Raw genomic sequence first — 17458 nt, forward strand, 5'->3', positions numbered from 1 at the left:
CGCTGACCGTGACCGGACCCGACCCGCGCGTCGCGGCCGCCCGGCGTGCCGTCCGCGCCGCGGTCGCCGACCTGCCCGACGACGCGCTCGTGCTCGTCGCGTGCTCGGGCGGTCCCGACTCGCTCGCGCTCGCGGCCGCCGCGGCGTTCGCGGTGCCCGGTGGCCGCGGGTCACGCGGGCGGTCCGACGAGGTGCGGCGGCGGGCCGGCGCTGTCGTCGTCGACCACGGGCTCGTGGCGGGCTCCGGCGACGTCGCCGCGCGCGCGGCCGAGCAGTGCCGTGCGCTCGGGCTCGACCCGGTGCTCGTCGTGCGCGTGGACGTCGCCGGGCCGGGCGGCCCCGAGGCCGCCGCGCGCGCGGCGCGGTACGCCGCCCTCGAGCGCGCTGCCGACGAGACCGGCGCCGCCGCGGTGCTGCTCGGCCACACGCTCGACGACCAGGCCGAGACCGTGCTGCTCGGCCTCGCGCGCGGGTCGGGCGCGCGGTCCCTGTCCGGGATGCCCGCCGTGCGCGGCCGGCTGCGCCGGCCGTTCCTCGCGGTCCGCCGTGCCGACACGCTCGCGGTCTGCGACGCCCTGGGCCTCGACCCGTGGCACGACCCGACCAACGCGGGCCGCTGCGGCGACCCGCTGCGCAGCCGCGTGCGCGCCACCGTGCTGCCCGTGCTCGAGCGCGAGCTCGGGCCCGGTGTCGCGGCGGCGCTCGCCCGCACCGCCACGCAGCTGCGCGAGGACGCGGAGGCGCTCGACGAGCAGGCCGCCGCGCTGCTGCACGACGCGCGCGAGCACGCTCGTCGGGACACCGCGCAGCACGCGGCCCGGGACGGCGGCGCGGGCGCCCGCCCGGGTCACGACGAGCACGCGGACGCCGTCGTGCTCGACGTCGCGACGCTCGCCGACGCCCCGCCCGCGGTGCGCCGCCGGGCCCTGCGCGCCGCGCTCGTCGCCGCGGGCGCACCCGCCGGCTCGGTGCACCGCGTGCACGTGCTCGAGCTCGACGCGCTGCTCACCCGTTGGCACGGCCAGGGCCCGCTCACGCTGCCCGGGCGCGTGGTCGCGGCCCGGCGCTGTGGCAGGCTTGTGGTCGGACCCGCCACCCGCGCGGCGCGACCCGGGACGAACCGCCCGAGCGACCCCGAGAGCCTCTGGACAGGAGCAGCTGTGGACCCTGCGGACATGGGAGACGACCTGGAGAAGGTCCTGCTCACGCAGGAGCAGCTGCACGGTCGGCTCGACGAGATCGCGGCGCAGGTCGACGCGGACTACGCGGACAAGGACCTGCTGCTCGTCGGCGTCCTCAAGGGTGCCGTGATGGTCATGGCGGACCTCGCGCGCCGGCTGCACTCGCCCGTCGCGATGGACTGGATGGCGGTGTCGTCGTACGGCTCCGGCACCAAGTCCTCCGGTGTCGTGCGGATCCTCAAGGACCTCGACACCGACCTCACGGGCAAGCACGTGCTGATCGTCGAGGACATCATCGACTCGGGCCTGACGCTGTCCTGGCTCGTGTCGAACCTGCGCAGCCGCGGCCCGGCGAGCGTGGAGATCGCGACCATGCTGCGCAAGCCGGACGCGGCGAAGGTCGAGGTCGACGTGCGGTACGTCGGCTTCGACATCCCGTCGGAGTTCGTCGTCGGGTACGGCCTCGACTACGCCGAGCGGTACCGGAACCTGCCGTTCGTCGGCACCCTGGCACCGCACGTGTACACCTCCTGAGCCGCTGCCCGTCCGCCTGCCCGTCCGCACGGCCCGCACGCACCGCCCGGCCGTCGCCGGTGCGGTCCGGGCGGTGACCGGCGGGCTGTGCCCTGCGCGAACACCGGCCGGGAACGTCAGGATCACCGTGTACGTTCGACCGACAAGCCCGCTCGAGCAGGAGGATGTGGGGCTCGGCCCCGAACGCCTATGAACGTCAAGCGCCTCGCCCGTGGTCCCGTGCTGTGGATCGTGCTGGCCGTCGTGCTGCTCTGGATCGGCGTGAGCACGCTGGCCCAGCCCAGCGTCAAGTCCATCGACACGTCCGACGGCCTCGAGCTGCTGCGCGGCGACACCGTCGAGTCCGCGAAGATCACCGACGGCGTGCAGCGCGTGCAGCTGACGCTGAAGAAGAACTTCGTCGAGGGTGACGACGACTACGGCAAGCTCGTGCAGTTCCAGTACGTCGCGCCGCAGGGCGAGACCGTCGTCGAGGCCGTGCAGTCGGCCGACCTGGACAAGGGCTTCACGTCCGAGAACCCGCAGACGTCGTGGTGGAGCAGCCTGCTGTCGCTGGTGCTGCCGTTCATCATCATCCTGGCGATCTTCTGGTTCCTCATGGCGAACATGCAGGGCGGCGGCTCGCGCGTCATGAGCTTCGGCAAGTCGCGCGCCAAGCTCGTCTCCAAGGAGTCGCCGCAGGTCACGTTCGCGGACGTCGCGGGCGTCGACGAGGCCGTCGAGGAGCTCACGGAGATCAAGGAGTTCCTCTCCGAGCCCGCCAAGTTCCAGGCCGTCGGCGCCAAGATCCCCAAGGGCGTGCTGCTGTACGGCCCGCCCGGCACCGGCAAGACGCTGCTCGCGCGCGCCGTCGCGGGCGAGGCCGGCGTGCCGTTCTACTCGATCTCCGGCTCGGACTTCGTCGAGATGTTCGTCGGCGTCGGCGCGAGCCGCGTGCGCGACCTGTTCCAGCAGGCCAAGGAGAACTCGCCCGCGATCATCTTCGTCGACGAGATCGACGCCGTCGGCCGCCACCGCGGTGCGGGCCTGGGTGGCGGGCACGACGAGCGCGAGCAGACGCTCAACCAGATGCTCGTCGAGATGGACGGCTTCGACGTCAAGACGAACGTCATCCTCATCGCCGCGACCAACCGGCCCGACATCCTCGATCCCGCGCTGCTGCGGCCCGGGCGGTTCGACCGCCAGGTCGCCGTCGAGCCGCCCGACCTCAAGGGCCGCGAGCGGATCCTGCAGGTCCACGCGCAGGGCAAGCCGATGGCCCCGGCCGTCGACCTGACCGCAGTCGCGCGGCGCACGCCGGGCTTCACCGGCGCCGACCTGGCGAACGTGCTCAACGAGGCCGCGCTGCTCACCGCGCGCAAGAACGCGCAGATCATCGACGACCACGCGCTCGACGAGGCGATCGACCGCGTCGTCGCCGGCCCGCAGAAGCGCACGCGCGTCATGAACGTCAAGGAGCAGAAGCTCACCGCATACCACGAGGGCGGCCACGCGCTCGTCGCCGCGGCGCTGCGCTACACCGACCCGGTCACCAAGGTGACGATCCTGCCGCGCGGCCGCGCCCTCGGCTACACGATGGTCATGCCCGTCGAGGACAAGTACTCCGTGACCCGCAACGAGCTGCTCGACCAGCTCGCGTACGCCATGGGTGGCCGCGTCGCCGAGGAGCTCGTGTTCCACGACCCGACGACGGGCGCGGGCAACGACATCGAGAAGGCCACCGCGACCGCACGCCGCATGGTCACGCAGTTCGGCATGTCGAGCACGCTCGGCGCCATCCGCCTCGGCCAGGACTCCGGCGAGGTCTTCCTCGGCCGCGACATGGGCCACCAGCGCGACTACTCCGAGGAGGTCGCGGGCCGGATCGACGCCGAGGTGCGGGCCCTCATCGAGCACGCGCACGACGAGGCGTGGGAGATCCTGGTCCAGTACCGCGACGTGCTCGACGCGCTCGTGCTCGAGCTGCTCGAGAAGGAGACGCTCAACGCGGCGCAGCTCGCGGAGATCTTCCGGCCGGTCGAGAAGCGCGCACCGCGCCAGGTGTGGCTGTCCAGCGACCAGCGCGCCGTCTCCGACCGCCCGCCGGTGCAGACGCCCGCCGAGGTCGCGTCGCGCAACGGGCACGCCGTCGTCCCCGAGGACGAGGCCGCCGCAGCGAACCCGGAGCGCCCGCCGACCGAGACGGTCGAGGTCCCCCCGTCCCAGACGCCCGAGCTGTCCTGATGGTCGACCCGATCACCGCGCCCGACCAGGTCGTCGGCGAGTACGACCAGGACCGCGCCGAGGCGGCCATCCGTGAGTTGCTGCTCGCGGTCGGCGAGGACCCCGAGCGCGAGGGCCTGCGCGAGACCCCCGCGCGCGTCGCGCGCGCCTACCGGGAGATCTTCGCCGGGCTCCGCATGGCCCCGCAGGACGTGCTGACCACCACGTTCGACCTCGGTCACGAGGAGATGGTGCTGGTCAAGGACATCGAGGTGTACTCCACCTGCGAGCACCACCTCGTGCCGTTCCACGGCATCGCGCACGTCGGGTACATCCCGGGCGAGGACGGGCGGATCACCGGCCTGTCGAAGCTCGCGCGGCTGATCGACGTGTTCGCGCGGCGTCCGCAGGTCCAGGAGCGCCTGACCTCGCAGGTCGCCGACGCGCTCGTCGAGCAGCTCAAGCCGCGCGGCGTCATCGTCGTCGTCGAGTGCGAGCACCTGTGCATGTCGATGCGCGGGGTGCGCAAGCCCGGCTCGCGGACCGTCACGTCCGCCGTGCGCGGGCAGATGCGCGACGCCGCGACCCGGGCCGAGGCGATGAGCCTCATCCACGCGCGCTGACATGCGCGTCCGCCGGGCGCTCGCGCGCCTCTACTGGGCCCTGAGCCGGTGGCGTCTGTCCACGCAGCGGCTGCCGCGGGACGGCGCGGGCGTGATCATCGGCGCCCCGCACACGTCGAACTGGGACTTCGTGCTGATGCTCGCGATCGCGTGGGAGCAGGGGCTCGGGTTCCGTTGGCTCGGCAAGCACACGTTGTTCCGCGGGCTCGCCGGACCGCTCATGCGCTCGATCGGCGGCATCCCCGTCGACCGGCGGAACCCGGCCGGGCTCGTCGAGGAGCTCCTCGCGCGCGTGCGCGCCGGCGAGCGGTTCTACCTGGTCGTGACGCCCGAGGGGTCCCGCAGCGGCTCCGGCTGGAAGTCGGGGTTCTACCGCATCGCGCGGGACGCCGACTGGCCCGTGACGCTCGGGTACGTCGACCGGCCCACCATGACCTCCGGGCTCGGCCCGACGATCCGGCTGACGGGGGACGTCCGCGCCGACATGGACGTGGTGCGCGCGTTCTACGCCGACAAGTCGGGCCTGCGCCCGTCCCGGCGCACCGAGCCGCGCCTGCGCGCGGAGGACGGGCAGGAGTCCGTATGAGGTTCCTGCGCTCGCGCGCGGTGCTCATGACCGTGTCGATCGTCGCGGCCGTCGCCCTCGTCGCCACCCTGGCCGTGGGGCTGCTCGTCTGACGTCCGTCGCCCTCGTCGCGACCCTGGCCGCCGGGCCCCTCGTCTGACGTCCGACCCCGCGGGGCCGCTCTCGTCGTCGTGCCCGCGGGCGGTGTCCCGGCGCGGTGCCCGCGCGGGGTGGCCGTTCGCGGCGGCCGTCCATCCTGAGGGCTCTGCTGGCGCGCCGGAACCGGTACCGGCCGGTAATCCCCCGAAGTGATGGGAGAAGCTCGTCGCGACGCCGCGGCCGCTGACGGACGAGCTCACGACGATCAAGGGGAAGCCGTTCGGCCTCCTGCGCAAGGCGGTCAAGACGTGGGAGCACGAGATGGCGAACGCGCCGCTCGTGTTCGCGGCCGTCGTGCAGGCGAACAGCGCGCTGTTCGACCCCGCGGAGGCGACGTGGGCGCCGGCCGTCCTGCTCTACACGACCGACCCCGCACACATCCGCGACGGCGAGTGGCTGCGCCAGGTCGCGGACCGCTGCGCCGCGCTGCGCGAGCGCCGCACCGGCGACCGCCGCGAGGACGGCCTCGGCTTCCTCCTGAACGAGGAGGAGAGCACGTTCGACATCGAGGTCCCCCCCACGCTCACGGGTGGCGTGACGGCGAAGATCCTCACGACGTACCTCTCGCCCGGCACCCTTCCCGGCGGTGCGATCCCGGCGCACCGGATCCTCGCCGGCCTCGCCTGGGAGAAGGAGCTCGTCCTGCTCCCCAAGACGTACTACTGACCGCTCGGGACGGCGTGCCGGGTGCTGGTCTGCACCCGGCACGCCGACGACCCTCGCGGTCGCGCTCAGGTGGTGCCCTCGTAGAGCCCGATGACGTTGCCGTCCGGGTCCCGGAAGAAGGCCCACCAGCTCGTCTCGGTGATGGGCTGCTTCCCCTGCACGACCGTCCCGCCGAGCTCGACCGCCTTGGCCAGCGCCTCGTCGATCGAGTCCACCTCCACGTAGCTGCGCGGCTGCGTGAAGGACTCGTCGCGCGGCGCGAGGCCGCCGCCGCTGATCTTGTTGGGCGCCTGCCACATCGGGTACCCCTCGAAGCCGGGCACCTCCGCGATCTGCCAGCCGAACAGCTCCCCGTAGAACTTCGCCCCGGCGGCGAGGTCGCTCACCGGGATGTCGATGTGCGTGATGTCTCCGTGTGGCATGTCGGTTCCTCCGTCAGGCCGGGAGTGGTCCCTCCCGAACCGCACCAATCGGACCCTGACCACGCTAGGCCTCCCCACCGACACGCCCCACCCGAGCGCGCGCCCGCGCGGCCCCGCGGCACTGCCGAGGGAGGGATCTCGCGCGGTGTCCGCTGAGAGCGTGAGATGGCGGGGTCGGGGGGAGCGGCCGGGGTCCTAGGCTCGGGGCGTGACCGTCAGGGGACCCGCAGGCCTGCCCGCGGAGCTGAGCCGCGCCGACCGCTGCCTGGTCATGGGCGTCGTCAACGTGACGCCGGACTCGTTCTCCGACGGCGGCCGGTGGTTCACGCCCGCCGCCGCCGTCGCGCACGGGCTCACGCTGCTCGAGCAGGGGGCGGACCTGCTCGACGTGGGCGGCGAGTCCACGCGTCCGGGCGCGCGTCGCGTGCCCGTCGACGAGGAGCGCGAACGCGTGCTGCCGGTGATCCGCGAGCTCGTACGCCGCGGCGCGACGGTGAGCGTCGACACGACGCGCGCGCAGGTGGCGCGCGAGGCGGTCGAGGCGGGCGCGCTCGTCGTGAACGACGTCTCGGGCGGTCTGGCCGACGACGCGATGTACGAGGCGGTCGCCGCGACGGACGCGGTGTACGTCGCGATGCACTGGCGCGGCCACGCGGACGTGATGGACGGCATGGACCGGTACGACGACGTGGTGGACGACGTGCGACGCGAGCTCGCGCAGCGGGTCGCGGCACTGCGGGCCGCGGGCGTGCGCGACGAGCAGGTGGTGCTCGACCCGGGCCTCGGGTTCGCGAAGTCGGGGGCGAGCAACTGGCCGCTGCTGGCGCGGCTGCCGGAGCTCGTCGCGGACGGCTTCCCGGTGCTCGTCGGCGCGAGCCGCAAACGGTTCCTCGGGCACCTGCTCGCCGCGCCGGACGGCACCCCCGCGCCGCCGCTGCGGCGCGACCACGCGACGGCGGCGATCTCGGCGCTCGCCGCGGCGGCGGGGGCGTGGTGCGTGCGGGTGCACGAGGTCGCGGCCTCGGTGGACGCCGTGCGTGTCGCCGCGGCATGGCAGGGTGTGGCGAGCGACGAGCGCCACGACGACGAGCGCCACGACGAGCGACAGGAGGACGCGTGAGCGACGTGACCGACGGCCAGGGTCACCGCCTGGACCAGATCCGCCTCGTCGGGGTGAGCGCGACGGGCTACCACGGCGTGTTCGAGCACGAGCGCCGCGAGGGGCAGACGTTCGTCGTCGACGTGGTCGTGCACCTGGACACGCGGCGGGCCGCGGCGCGCGACGACCTGGAGCACACGCTCGACTACGGCGCGCTCGCGCAGCAGGTGGTCGCGGTGATCGAGGGGCCGCCCGCCGACCTCATCGAGACGGTCGCGGAGCGCATCGCGGCGACGGTGCTCGCAGACGGCTCGGTCGCGGCGGTCGACGTCGCGGTGCACAAGCCGCAGGCGCCCATCCCGGTGCCCTTCGGGGACGTGGTCGTCGCGATCCGCCGGGACCGCGGCAAGCTGCCCGCGGCCGAGCCGTACCGCGCGGAGCCCCGCGCGGAGCCGGCCACGCGCGCGCTCACGCACACCGCGGCCCTCCCGGTCGCACCTGCCCCGCAGGCGCCCGCGCCCCACGCGGGTCCCGAGGCGCCCGTGGCCGGGCCGCCGGCCGCGCCCGCCACGGTCCCCGCGCCCCCGCTGGTCGCGCCCGTCGTCGAACCCGCGATCGGTGCGCTCGCGGGTCCGCTGGGCGGTGCGGCGGTCGCGCCGCCGCTCGTCCCGCTGCCCAAGCCGGGCGACCTCGTCGTCGGCGGTCCGCTCGGCGGTGGCGCGACGCTGCGCCCGGCGGACGAGACGTCGATCGTCGCGTCCGGCCCGCCGACGACGTCGAACCCCGCGGTGGCGCCCGCCCCCGCGCCCGCACCGTCTGCCGCCCCCGGACCGCCGGCGCCGGCCGACGCGACCCAGGTCATGCCGCCGCTCTCGCTCGCGGAGCTCGACGCGGCCGCCCAGCGCGACCAGGCCGCGTACGGTGACGCGTACCGCGAGCCCGTGGTGGTGGGCCGTCCCGACGAGGCACCGGCTCGCGACGACGAGGTGGTGCCGGGCGAGCTGGTCTCGGACCGGCTCGACGAGACGCCGGCGGCGCCCGTCGAGGCGGTCCTCGCGCTCGGGGCGAACCTCGGCAACGCGCAGGAGACCCTGCGCCAGGCGGTCGGGGACCTCGACCGCACGCCGGGCATCGACGTGCTCGACGTGTCCCCGCTGGCCCGGACGGCCGCGGTCGGGGGACCGGAGCAGCCGGACTTCCTCAACGCGGTCGTGCTCGTGCGCACGCTGCTCTCGCCGCGGGACCTGCTGCACGCGGTGCAGGCGGTCGAGCACGCGCACGGGCGCGAGCGGCTCGAGCACTGGGGTCCGCGCACGCTGGACGTGGACGTGATCGTCTACGGCTCGGTGCTGGCGGTGACCGACGACCTCGAGCTGCCGCACCCGCGCGCGCACGAGCGTGCGTTCGTGCTGCAGCCGTGGGCGCAGGTCGACCCCGACGCCGTGCTCCCGGGCCTCGGCGGTGGCCCCGTCGCCGCGCTCGCGGCGACGGCGCCGGACCGTGAGGGCGTGCGCTGGCTCGCGCTCGACTGGCTGACGGCCCCGGTGCCGGCGGCGCAGTGGGACGTCGACGAGGACGGGTCGGGGCAGCCCGGTCCGGGCGCGTGATGCGTCGCACGCGTTGGCAGACGCTCGTCCTCGTCGCGGTCGGGGTCGCGGCGCTGACGTGGCTGGGGTGGCGGGTCGTCGCGGGTCGGGGCGGGCTGCCGCCGCAGGTCCCGTGGCTCGTCGCGGCGGTCGAGGTGCTGATCGCGGCCGTGGTGTTCTCGATGGGCTGGGCGGTGCGGCAGTTCCTGCGGGGCAGGCGGCCGGCGCTGGACCCGATCCGGGCGGCGCGCACCGCGGTGCTCGCGAAGGCGTCCTGCTACACCGGTGCCCTGCTCAGCGGCTGGTACGGCGGGCAGACGATCGCGCTGGTCACCGACCTGGCGACGCACGGCAACGGCGGGCGTGCCGTCGCGGCGGGGGCCGCGACGGCGGGTGCGGTCGTCCTCGCGGCGGTCGGCCTCGTCGTCGAGTGGTTCTGCGCGGTCCCGCCCCCGAGGACGACGAGAAGGTCGAGGCGCCGCACCCCACCGCGGGCTGAGGCGGGAGGCCCGGACCGCACGCACGACGATGGGAGGATGACGGACGTGACCACGCCACCGGCCGAGCGACCGACCGACCAGCCCGCACCGCACCCGAGCGACCGCACGGCCGATCTCCCGAGCGACCACCCGACCGGTCCGACCACGGACCGTCCGACGGGCGCGAGCCTGCCGTTCGAGCCCGAGGGCGTGACCTGGACCCCGGTGTCGGGGCGCCTCGCCACGGCCCGCCTCACGGCGCTCGCGCTGTGGCTCGGGCCGGTGCTGGCGCTGCTCGTCGTGCTCGCGCTGGCAACGGGCGCGTCGTGGCTGTGGGTCCCGGCCGCCGTCGTCGCCGCGCTCGGGCTGTGGGGGGCGCTGCTGGTACCGCGTCAGGTGCGCGCGCTGGGGTACGCCGAGCGCGCCGACGACCTGCTCGTGCGGCGCGGCATCATGTTCCGCCAGCTCGTCGTCGTGCCGTACGGGCGGATGCAGTACGTGGACGTGAGCGCGGGGCCGTTCGCGCGCCGGTTCGGCATCGCGTCCGTGCAGCTGCACACCGCGTCGCCCGCCACGACGGCGTCGATCGACGGCCTGCCGCCCGCCGAGGCGGCGCGCCTGCGCGACCGGCTCGCGTCGCGCGGTGAGGCACGGCTGGCGGGGCTGTGAGCGACGACGACCGCGTGCCCGCACAGGCGTGGCGCCGCGTCCACCCCGTGACGCCCGCGCTCAAGGGCTGGAAGACGCTCGTGGCGGTCGTCGCGATCGTCGGGTACCAGGCGGCGGACGACGTGCGCTCGGCGGCGGACCTGCTGGGTGGCCGCGGCTGGCTCATCGCGCTGGGCGTCGTGGTGCTGGTCGCGCTGGTCGGCTGGGGCTACGCGGCGCTCGCGTGGCGGCACATGCGGTTCGCGGTGACGGACGAGGCGGTGCACCTGCACTCCGGCGTGCTGTTCCGCACCCAGCGGCAGGCGCGGCTGGACCGGTTGCAGGCCGTGGACGTGGTGCAGCCGCTGCTCGCGCGGCTGCTGGGTCTCGCGGAGCTGCGGCTCGAGGTCGCGGGCGGCAGCGGCTCGGCCGTGCAGCTGGCGTACCTGCGGGAGCCGGACGCCCAGCGCCTGCGCTCGGAGCTGCTCGCGCTCGCCGCGGGCCTGCGTCGACCGTCCGCGGCGGGTGCACCGGGCTCGGCGGCACCCGGCACGGCCGGGCCCGGCATCGCGGTGCCCGCCGTGGCGGGGTCCGGCACGACGACGATCCCGGGTGCCCCGGTCGATGCCGCACCGCACGCGGGCGAGGTCCCGGCTCCCGCGGCGTTCGAGGAGGCGCCCGAGCAGGAGGTGTACGCGCTGCCGATGCCGCGGCTGATCGGCGCCTCGGTGCGGTCGGGCACCGTCGTCGGCCTCGTGCTGCTGGTGGTCGGCGGGGTGGTCGCGGCGGTCGTGGCGCGTGACGTGAGCCCGCTCGCGGTGCTGCTGCCCGCGTTCCTGGGCTTCGGCGGCACGCTGTGGGGCCGGGTCAACGGGGGTGCGAGCTTCCGCGCCGCGCTGTCGCCCGACGGGATCCGCCTGCGGCACGGGCTCACCGAGCAGCGCGCGCAGACCGTCCCGCCGGGGCGCGTGCAAGCGGTGCGCCTGTTGCAGCCGGTGCTGTGGCGCGGGCCGGACTGGTGGCGCGTCGAGATCAACGTCGCGGGCTACTCGCAGGGTCAGGAGGCGAGCCGCGCGACCGTGCTGCACCCGGTCGCGACGCGGGACGAGGCCGCGACCGCGCTGTGGCTCGTGCTCCCCGACCTGGGGGTCGAGGACCCGCGCGCGCTCGTCGAGGCGGCGCTGTCCGGTCGTGACGAGGACGGCGGCTTCACGCCGGCGCCGCGCGCGGCCCGCTGGGTGGACCCGATCGGGTGGCGTCGGCACGGGGTGCGCGTGACGCGCACGGCGCTGCTCGCCCGCTCGGGCCGGGTGGTCCGGCAGGTGTCGGTCGTGCCGCACGAGCGCACGCAGTCGCTCGGGCTCGAGCAGGGGCCGGTGCAGCGCCGGCTGGGGCTGGCGAGCTTCGTCGTGCACTCGACTCCCGGACCGGTCGCGCCGCGCGTGAACCACCTGGACGGCCGCGTGGCGGCGGCGCTGCTCGACGAGCAGGCGGAACGTGCGCGCACGGCGCGCGCGGCGGCCCGCCCGGAGCAGTGGATGCGGGAGCGCGTGTGAGCGACCGCCGCCCGGGACGGCTCGGCGTCGGCGTGGTCGGTGCGGGCCGCGTGGGTGCGGTGCTCGGCAACGCGCTGCGCGGCGCCGGCCACCCGGTCGTCGGTGTCAGCGCGGTCTCGCAGGAGTCGCGCGACCGTGCGGACGCGCTGCTGCCGGGAGTGCCGGTCCTCCAGGTCCCGGAGGTGGTGCGCCGCGCGGAGCTCGTGCTGCTCGCGGTGCCCGACGACGCGCTCGCGGACCTGGTCGCCGGTCTCGCGGAGACGGGCGCGTGGCAGGTCGGGCAGATCGTCGTGCACACGTCCGGGCGGTACGGCACGCAGGTGCTGATGCCCGCGCGTGCGGCGGGTGCGATCCCGCTCGCGCTGCACCCGGCGATGACGTTCACGGGCACGTCGCTCGACCTGGCGCGGCTGGTGGGCTGCCCGTTCGCGGTCACCGCGCCTGCGGCGGTGCTGCCGATCGGGCAGGCGCTCGTCATGGAGATCGGCGGCGAGCCGACGGTGCTCGACGAGGACGCCCGGGCGCTGTACCACGCGGCGCTCGCACACGGCGCGAACCACCTCGTCGTGCTCGTCGCGCAGGCGGCGCAAGCGCTCGCGGCGGCGGGCGTCGCGGACCCGGGACGCATGCTCGCGCCGCTGCTCGAGGCGGCGCTCGACGGCGCGCTGCGCGCCGAGTCCCCGGGCGAGCTCGCGGCGCTGGGCGACGCGGCCGGGTCCCGCGCGGGGGCCATCACGGCGCTCACGGGTCCGGTGCGCCGGGGCGACGCGGGCACGGTCGCGCAGCACCTGGCGGTGCTCGACGCGTTCGCGGCGCGAGCGGGCGCCCCGGACGTCCCGGCCGCGTACCGGGCGCTCGCGCGCGCGGCCGACGCTCGTGCGCTCTCGGCGGGGCTGCTCTCGCAGGACGCCGCCGCGCGTGTGCTGGACGCGCTCGGACCGCCCTCGTCGGCCGCCGACGCCGCCGTCGAGACCGCTCCTGGTACCGGCCCTGACGCCGCCGACGACGGCCCGGTCGGCGGCGTGGCGTCTCGCACGTCACACGGTCCCGCGGTCGCGGGCATCGAACCGGATGCGGGATCGTTGCACTCGAAGCGCCCGCGTGAGGACGAGCAGCCTCCCGACGAGCACGACGACCAGCACGACGACTGACACGACGACTGACACGCCGCCCCGCTCCGCGGGGACCGCAGGAGGACCCATGACCACCGCCGCCGGCCCGACGCTCGCGCGCACCCGCGCCGAGCTCGACGCCGCCCTGGCCGCGCCGGTCGTCGCGCGCCGCGAGCGGCACGCGCGCGCGGTCGTGATGACGATGGGTGCGCTCCACGCGGGCCACCTGTCGCTGGTCCGCCACGCCAGGACGCTCGCGGACCGCGTGGTCGTGACGATCTTCGTCAACCCGTTGCAGTTCGGTGCGGGGGAGGACCTCTCGCGCTACCCGCGGGACCTGGAGGGCGACCTCGCGCTCCTGACGGGCGAGGGCCTGCTGGGCCCGGCCGACGTGGTGTTCGCGCCGACCTCCGAGGTGGTCTACCCGGACGGCGACCCGTGGGTGCGGGTGAGCGCGGGCGCGCTGGGGGAGACCCTCGAGGGTGCCGTGCGGCCGGGGCACCTCGACGGGGTGCTCACGGTCGTGCTCAAGCTGCTGCACCTCACGCGCCCGGACGTGGCGCTGTTCGGCCGCAAGGACGCGCAGCAGCTCGCGGCGGTGCGTCGCATGGTGCGGGACCTGGACGTGCCGGTGGAGGTGGTCGGCGTGCCCCTGGTGCGTGACGCGGACGGCCTGGCGCTGTCGAGCCGCAACGCGTACCTGACGGCCGACGAGCGGGCACGCGCGCTGGCGCTGCCGCGTGCGCTGCGCGCGGGCGAGCAGGCCGCGGCGGGTGGCGCGGCGGCGGGGGAGGTGCTCGCGGCGACGCGGGACGTGCTCACGGACGCGGGGCTCGACGCGGTCGACTACGTGGTGCTGGTCGACCCGGACGACTTCACGCCGGTGGCCGACGACCGGGCGGGCGAGGCGGTCCTCGCGCTCGCGGCGCGGCTCGGGACCACACGGCTCATCGACAACACGGCCGTGCTGCTCGGCCGGACGGGAGGCGACGCATGAGCTCGCTGATGCGCACGATGATGACGGGCAAGATCCACCGTGCGACGGTGACGCAGGCGGACCTGCACTACGTCGGGTCGGTGACGGTGGACGCGGACCTGCTCGCGGCGGCGGACCTGCTGCCCGGTCAGCAGGTCGACATCGTGGACGTGACGAACGGCTCGCGCCTGACGACGTACGCGATCGCGGGTGAGGCGGGCTCGGGGCAGATCTGCATCAACGGTGCCGCGGCGCACCTGGTGCACCCGGGGGACGTGGTCATCCTCATCGCGTACGGCCTGATGTCGGACGCGGAGGCCCGCACGTACGAGCCGCACGTGGTGCTGGTCGACTCGGACAACCGGATCGTCGACCTGTCCGACGACCCCGGCCAGGTGCCCGAGGAGTGGACGGCCGCGGCGGGCCTGCAGCCGAGCGGCGTGCCGTTCGCGCAGGGCCGTGACCTGGTCGAGCACCCCAGCCCGGTGGACCGCACGGCGGCGCACACGCATGCCGGCTGCGGTGTGCAGGGACCGCACACGCACCCGGGGCGCGGCACCCCGCCCCCGGTGTCCGACGAGCAGGCGGACGACTCCGTGCCTCACGGCGCGGGCCGGTGACCCCGCAGGCGGGTGTCGCCGCGCCGCCGGTCCGGGACCTGGCGACCGCACCCTCGTCGGACGGCGGCCTGGACTCGGCGCCGCGGCTCGCGACGCGCCTGGCCGCACCGGCCGCGGGCTGGACGGTCGAGGTCGACGCGATCGTCGTCGGCTCGGGCATCGCGGGCCTGACGGCTGCGCTCGAGCTGCGCACGCGGGTGCCGCGGGTGCTGCTGGTGACGAAGGACCTGCTCGGCTCGGGCTCGACGGTGTGGGCGCAGGGCGGCATCGCGGCGGCCCTGGACCCGGAGGACTCCCCGGCGGCGCACCTGCAGGACACGCTCGTCGCAGGTGTGGGCCTGTGCGACCCGCGGGCGGTCGAGGTGCTGGTGACCGAGGGGCCGGCGCGTGTGCGCGAGCTGGTTGCGCGCGGTGCGGTGTTCGACCGGGCGCCGGACGGGCAGATCTCGCTCACGCGTGAGGGCGGGCACCACGCGGACCGGATCGCGCACGCGGGCGGTGACGCGACCGGTGCGGAGATCTCCCGGGCGCTCGTCGCGCAGATCGAGGCGGTGCGGGACGACCCGGGCATCGAGGTGATCGAGCACGCGGTCGTGCTCGACGTGCTGACGGGCCCGGCGGGGCCGGACGGTCGCCCGGGTGCGGCGTGCGGGGTGACGCTGCACGTGATCGGCGAGGGCCAGCGTGACGGTGTGGGCGCGGCGCTCGGCAAGGCGGTGGTGCTCGCCACGGGCGGCATCGGCCAGGTGTTCCGCTCGTCGACCAACCCGCCGCAGGCGACGGGTGACGGCATCGCGGCGGCGCTGCGTGCCGGCGCGGTGGTCGGGGACGTCGAGTTCGTGCAGTTCCACCCGACGGTGCTGTGGCTCGGCTCGGGCGTGAAGGGGCAGCTCACGCTCGTCTCGGAGGCGGTGCGGGGCGAGGGCGCGCTGCTGCTCGACACGGACGGCGTGCGGTTCATGCCGGACGTGCACCCGATGGCCGAGCTGGCGCCGCGGGACGTGGTGGCGCACGCGATCGTGCGTCGCATGGCGGACACCGGCACGGACCACGTGTGGCTCGACGCGCGGCACCTGGGCGGCGACTTCCTGCGTCGCCGGTTCCCGACGATCCACGAGCGGCTGCTCGAGCACGGGATCGACCTGACCACGGACCTGGTGCCCGTCGCACCTGCGCAGCACTACCACTCGGGCGGGGTGGTCACGGACCTCGTCGGGCGGACGTCGCTGCCGGGGCTGTACGTGGTGGGCGAGGCCGCCTGCACGGGCGTGCACGGCGCGAACCGGCTCGCGTCGAACTCCCTGCTCGAGGGCCTGGTGTTCGCGCACCGCGCCGCGCGGCACATCACCGACAAGGTCGCGGCGGGCGCACTGACCCGCCAGGAGCCCACGGTCCGCTCGGGGTCGGAGGCGCTCGTCGCCGCGGCGTCCCGCGCACGCGTGCAGCGCCTCGCGACCGAGGGCCCGGGTGTGCTGCGCTCGGGCGACTGCCTGCGCCGTGCGGCGAGCGGTCTGGCCGGGGTGCCCACGGACGCGCACCTGCGGCACGACGACGGCCGTGCGCTGGCCGCGCCGCAGACCGCCGAGTGGGAGACGACGAACGTGCACCAGGTCGCCTCGGTGCTCACCGCGACCGCGCTGGCGCGGCAGGAGAGCCGTGGCGGGCATGCGCGCAGCGACTTCCCCGAGCGCGACGACGAGCACTGGCGGGTGCGGCTGGAGGCGAGCCTGGACCCGGACGGGCAGCTCGTCGTGCGCCGAGCGCCCATCGACTGACGCGCCACCGGGCGCCCGACCGACGAGGACGACGATGACCGACACGACCACGGGGCCGACGGGCGTCCCGACGACGAGCGCGCGCCCCGGCGTGCTGCCCGGCGACCCTGGGCCCGACGAGGCCGCGGTCGAGCGCCTCGTCGCGACCGCGCTCGACGAGGACCTGGGTGCTGCGCCCGGCCGGGACGTCACGTCGCAGGCGACGATCGCTCCGACGACGACCGGCACCGCGGACCTCGTGGCCCGCGCGGACGGTGTCGTCGCGGGCCTCGTCGTCGTGCCCGTGGTGCTCCGGCAGGTCGCGCAGCGGCTGGGACTGAGCCCCGCGACGGTCGTCGTCCGGGTGCCCGACGGGACGCGCGTGACGCGCGGCGACGTGCTGGCCGAGCTCGCGGGCCCGGTGCAGCTCCTGCTCGTCGCGGAGCGCACGCTGCTCAACATCGCCTCACGCGCGTCGGGCGTCGCCACCCACACGCGCCGCTGGGCGGACGCGCTCGCGGGCACGGGTGCGCTCGTGCTCGACACCCGCAAGACCACGCCGGGCCTGCGCGCGCTCGAGAAGTACGCGGTGCGCTGCGGCGGCGGCACCAACAAGCGCATGGGCCTGTACGACGTCGCGATGGTCAAGGACAACCACGTCGCCGCGGCGGGCTCGGTCACCGCGGCGATCGAGGCGGTGCGCACGCGCTTCCCGGACGTCGCGATCCAGGTCGAGGCCGACACGCGTGCGCAGGCCCTGGAGGCGGTCGCGGCGGGCGCGGACTTCCTGCTGCTCGACAACATGCCCACGCCGGTCCTGGCGGACGTGGTCGCGGCGGTCCGCGCGGTCGCCCCGACGACGCAGCTCGAGGCCACCGGCAACCTCACCCTGGGCCGCGCCGCCGAGGTCGCGTCCACGGGCGTCGACTACCTCTCGGTCGGCGGGCTGACCCACTCGTCCCCGATCCTCGACCTGGCCCTCGACCTGCGCGCCGTGTAGACGCGGGGTAGCGGCTCGGCCAGTTCACGACGTCAGCTTCGCGACCTGGCACCACCACTCGTACGACGCGCCGGCCGCTGCGGCGGTGTCCGTCGTGCTGTGGTTCGCGGTCGGAGCGCGCTACGTCGTCGCCGACGGTCACGTCGCTCGCTCCGGGGAGTGAGGCCGACGCAGCGTCCCGCTATCGACCTGCGCGCCCGGCATGGACGCGCCGCCAGGTCGTGCGTTCCTCGGTGAGTCGTGCAGAGGACTGCACGACGTGGCGAGAGACGCACG

The 17458-nt window shown here is 75.5% G+C and carries 15 protein-coding genes and 2 pseudogenes; 16 read left to right on the forward strand and 1 reads right to left on the reverse strand.

The features are described 5' to 3' along the window. Positions 1-8: 8 nt before the first annotated feature. From tilS to CBP52_RS15855, 6 genes and pseudogenes are all read left to right on the forward strand, one after another. Positions 9-1091: pseudogene (tilS, locus tag CBP52_RS18040) on the forward strand (tRNA lysidine(34) synthetase TilS); the annotation flags it as partial. A gap of 69 nt (positions 1092-1160) precedes the next feature. Next, positions 1161-1715, forward strand: coding sequence for a hypoxanthine phosphoribosyltransferase (hpt, locus tag CBP52_RS18045; RefSeq protein WP_198303619.1), 555 nt, complete (start codon positions 1161-1163; stop codon positions 1713-1715). 189 nt (positions 1716-1904) lie between these two features. Continuing rightward, positions 1905-3938, forward strand: a complete 2034-nt coding sequence (gene ftsH, locus CBP52_RS15840; RefSeq protein ID WP_094181770.1) for an ATP-dependent zinc metalloprotease FtsH — start codon at positions 1905-1907, stop codon at positions 3936-3938. Further along, positions 3938-4540 (forward strand): GTP cyclohydrolase I FolE, encoded by a 603-nt coding sequence (gene folE, locus CBP52_RS15845; protein WP_094181771.1) that lies wholly within the window; start codon positions 3938-3940, stop codon positions 4538-4540. Before ftsH ends, folE begins: the two co-directional genes overlap by 1 nt. Position 4541: 1 nt before the next feature. Next, positions 4542-5126, forward strand: a complete 585-nt coding sequence (locus CBP52_RS15850) for a 1-acyl-sn-glycerol-3-phosphate acyltransferase (RefSeq protein WP_094181772.1) — start codon at positions 4542-4544, stop codon at positions 5124-5126. Positions 5127-5525: 399 nt separating this feature from the next. After that, entirely contained in the window at positions 5526-5930 is a 405-nt protein-coding gene (locus CBP52_RS15855; RefSeq protein ID WP_094181773.1) for a hypothetical protein, read from the forward strand. Between the two features lie 65 nt (positions 5931-5995). On the opposite strand, the gene CBP52_RS15860 is transcribed toward CBP52_RS15855, so the two are convergent. Further along, positions 5996-6352 carry a VOC family protein gene (locus CBP52_RS15860; RefSeq protein WP_094181774.1) on the reverse strand — a complete coding sequence of 119 codons (357 nt, stop codon included), beginning with the start codon at positions 6350-6352 and terminating at the stop codon, positions 5996-5998. A gap of 208 nt (positions 6353-6560) precedes the next feature. Here CBP52_RS15860 and folP point away from each other — a divergent pair, with 208 nt between their 5' ends. From folP to nadC, 10 genes and pseudogenes are all read left to right on the forward strand, one after another. Next, positions 6561-7472, forward strand: coding sequence for a dihydropteroate synthase (gene folP, locus CBP52_RS15865; protein ID WP_369826239.1), 912 nt, complete (start codon positions 6561-6563; stop codon positions 7470-7472). Next, complete coding sequence (folK, locus tag CBP52_RS15870; RefSeq protein ID WP_232514545.1) at positions 7469-9058, forward strand: 2-amino-4-hydroxy-6-hydroxymethyldihydropteridine diphosphokinase; 1590 nt, start codon at positions 7469-7471, stop codon at positions 9056-9058. Before folP ends, folK begins: the two co-directional genes overlap by 4 nt. After that, positions 9058-9477, forward strand: a pseudogene (locus CBP52_RS15875) (DUF3180 domain-containing protein); the annotation flags it as partial. The gene folK and the pseudogene CBP52_RS15875, both read left to right, overlap by 1 nt. 228 nt (positions 9478-9705) lie before the next feature. Next, the gene (locus tag CBP52_RS15880; protein WP_232514810.1) at positions 9706-10185 is read left to right on the forward strand and encodes a PH domain-containing protein; all 480 of its coding nucleotides are present in this window, start codon (positions 9706-9708) and stop codon (positions 10183-10185) included. Beyond that, a complete protein-coding gene (locus CBP52_RS15885) occupies positions 10182-11720 on the forward strand; it encodes a PH domain-containing protein (protein ID WP_094181776.1) in 1539 nt (512 codons plus the stop codon). Before CBP52_RS15880 ends, CBP52_RS15885 begins: the two co-directional genes overlap by 4 nt. Next, the gene (locus tag CBP52_RS15890; RefSeq protein ID WP_094181777.1) at positions 11717-12871 is read left to right on the forward strand and encodes a Rossmann-like and DUF2520 domain-containing protein; all 1155 of its coding nucleotides are present in this window, start codon (positions 11717-11719) and stop codon (positions 12869-12871) included. The genes CBP52_RS15885 and CBP52_RS15890 overlap by 4 nt, the downstream gene beginning before the upstream one ends. Before the next feature lie 49 nt (positions 12872-12920). Further along, the gene (gene panC, locus CBP52_RS15895) at positions 12921-13829 is read left to right on the forward strand and encodes a pantoate--beta-alanine ligase (protein ID WP_094181778.1); all 909 of its coding nucleotides are present in this window, start codon (positions 12921-12923) and stop codon (positions 13827-13829) included. Next, on the forward strand, positions 13826-14428 hold the full coding sequence (panD, locus tag CBP52_RS15900) for an aspartate 1-decarboxylase (protein ID WP_094181779.1): 603 nt from the start codon (positions 13826-13828) through the stop codon (positions 14426-14428). The genes panC and panD overlap by 4 nt, the downstream gene beginning before the upstream one ends. Before the next feature lie 38 nt (positions 14429-14466). Beyond that, complete coding sequence (locus tag CBP52_RS15905; RefSeq protein ID WP_094182450.1) at positions 14467-16203, forward strand: L-aspartate oxidase; 1737 nt, start codon at positions 14467-14469, stop codon at positions 16201-16203. Between the two features lie 34 nt (positions 16204-16237). Further along, positions 16238-17182, forward strand: a complete 945-nt coding sequence (gene nadC / locus CBP52_RS15910) for a carboxylating nicotinate-nucleotide diphosphorylase (RefSeq protein ID WP_094181780.1) — start codon at positions 16238-16240, stop codon at positions 17180-17182. Positions 17183-17458: the final 276 nt, after the last annotated feature.

The sequence above is a fragment of the Cellulomonas sp. PSBB021 genome (genome assembly GCF_002240455.1).
GTDB lineage: Bacteria > Actinomycetota > Actinomycetes > Actinomycetales > Cellulomonadaceae > Cellulomonas > Cellulomonas uda.

Excerpts from the sequence above, each read along its gene's own strand:
- panD (WP_094181779.1), top strand. The coding sequence starts at position 13,826 with ATGAGCTCGCTGATGCGCACGATGATGACGGGCAAGATCCACCGTGCG.
- ftsH (WP_094181770.1), top strand. The coding sequence starts at position 1,905 with ATGAACGTCAAGCGCCTCGCCCGTGGTCCCGTGCTGTGGATCGTGCTG.
- CBP52_RS15860 (WP_094181774.1), bottom strand. The coding sequence starts at position 6,352 with ATGCCACACGGAGACATCACGCACATCGACATCCCGGTGAGCGACCTC.
- CBP52_RS15850 (WP_094181772.1), top strand. The coding sequence starts at position 4,542 with ATGCGCGTCCGCCGGGCGCTCGCGCGCCTCTACTGGGCCCTGAGCCGG.
- nadC (WP_094181780.1), top strand. The coding sequence starts at position 16,238 with ATGACCGACACGACCACGGGGCCGACGGGCGTCCCGACGACGAGCGCG.
- folE (WP_094181771.1), top strand. The coding sequence starts at position 3,938 with ATGGTCGACCCGATCACCGCGCCCGACCAGGTCGTCGGCGAGTACGAC.
- CBP52_RS15855 (WP_094181773.1), top strand. The coding sequence starts at position 5,526 with ATGGCGAACGCGCCGCTCGTGTTCGCGGCCGTCGTGCAGGCGAACAGC.
- panC (WP_094181778.1), top strand. The coding sequence starts at position 12,921 with ATGACCACCGCCGCCGGCCCGACGCTCGCGCGCACCCGCGCCGAGCTC.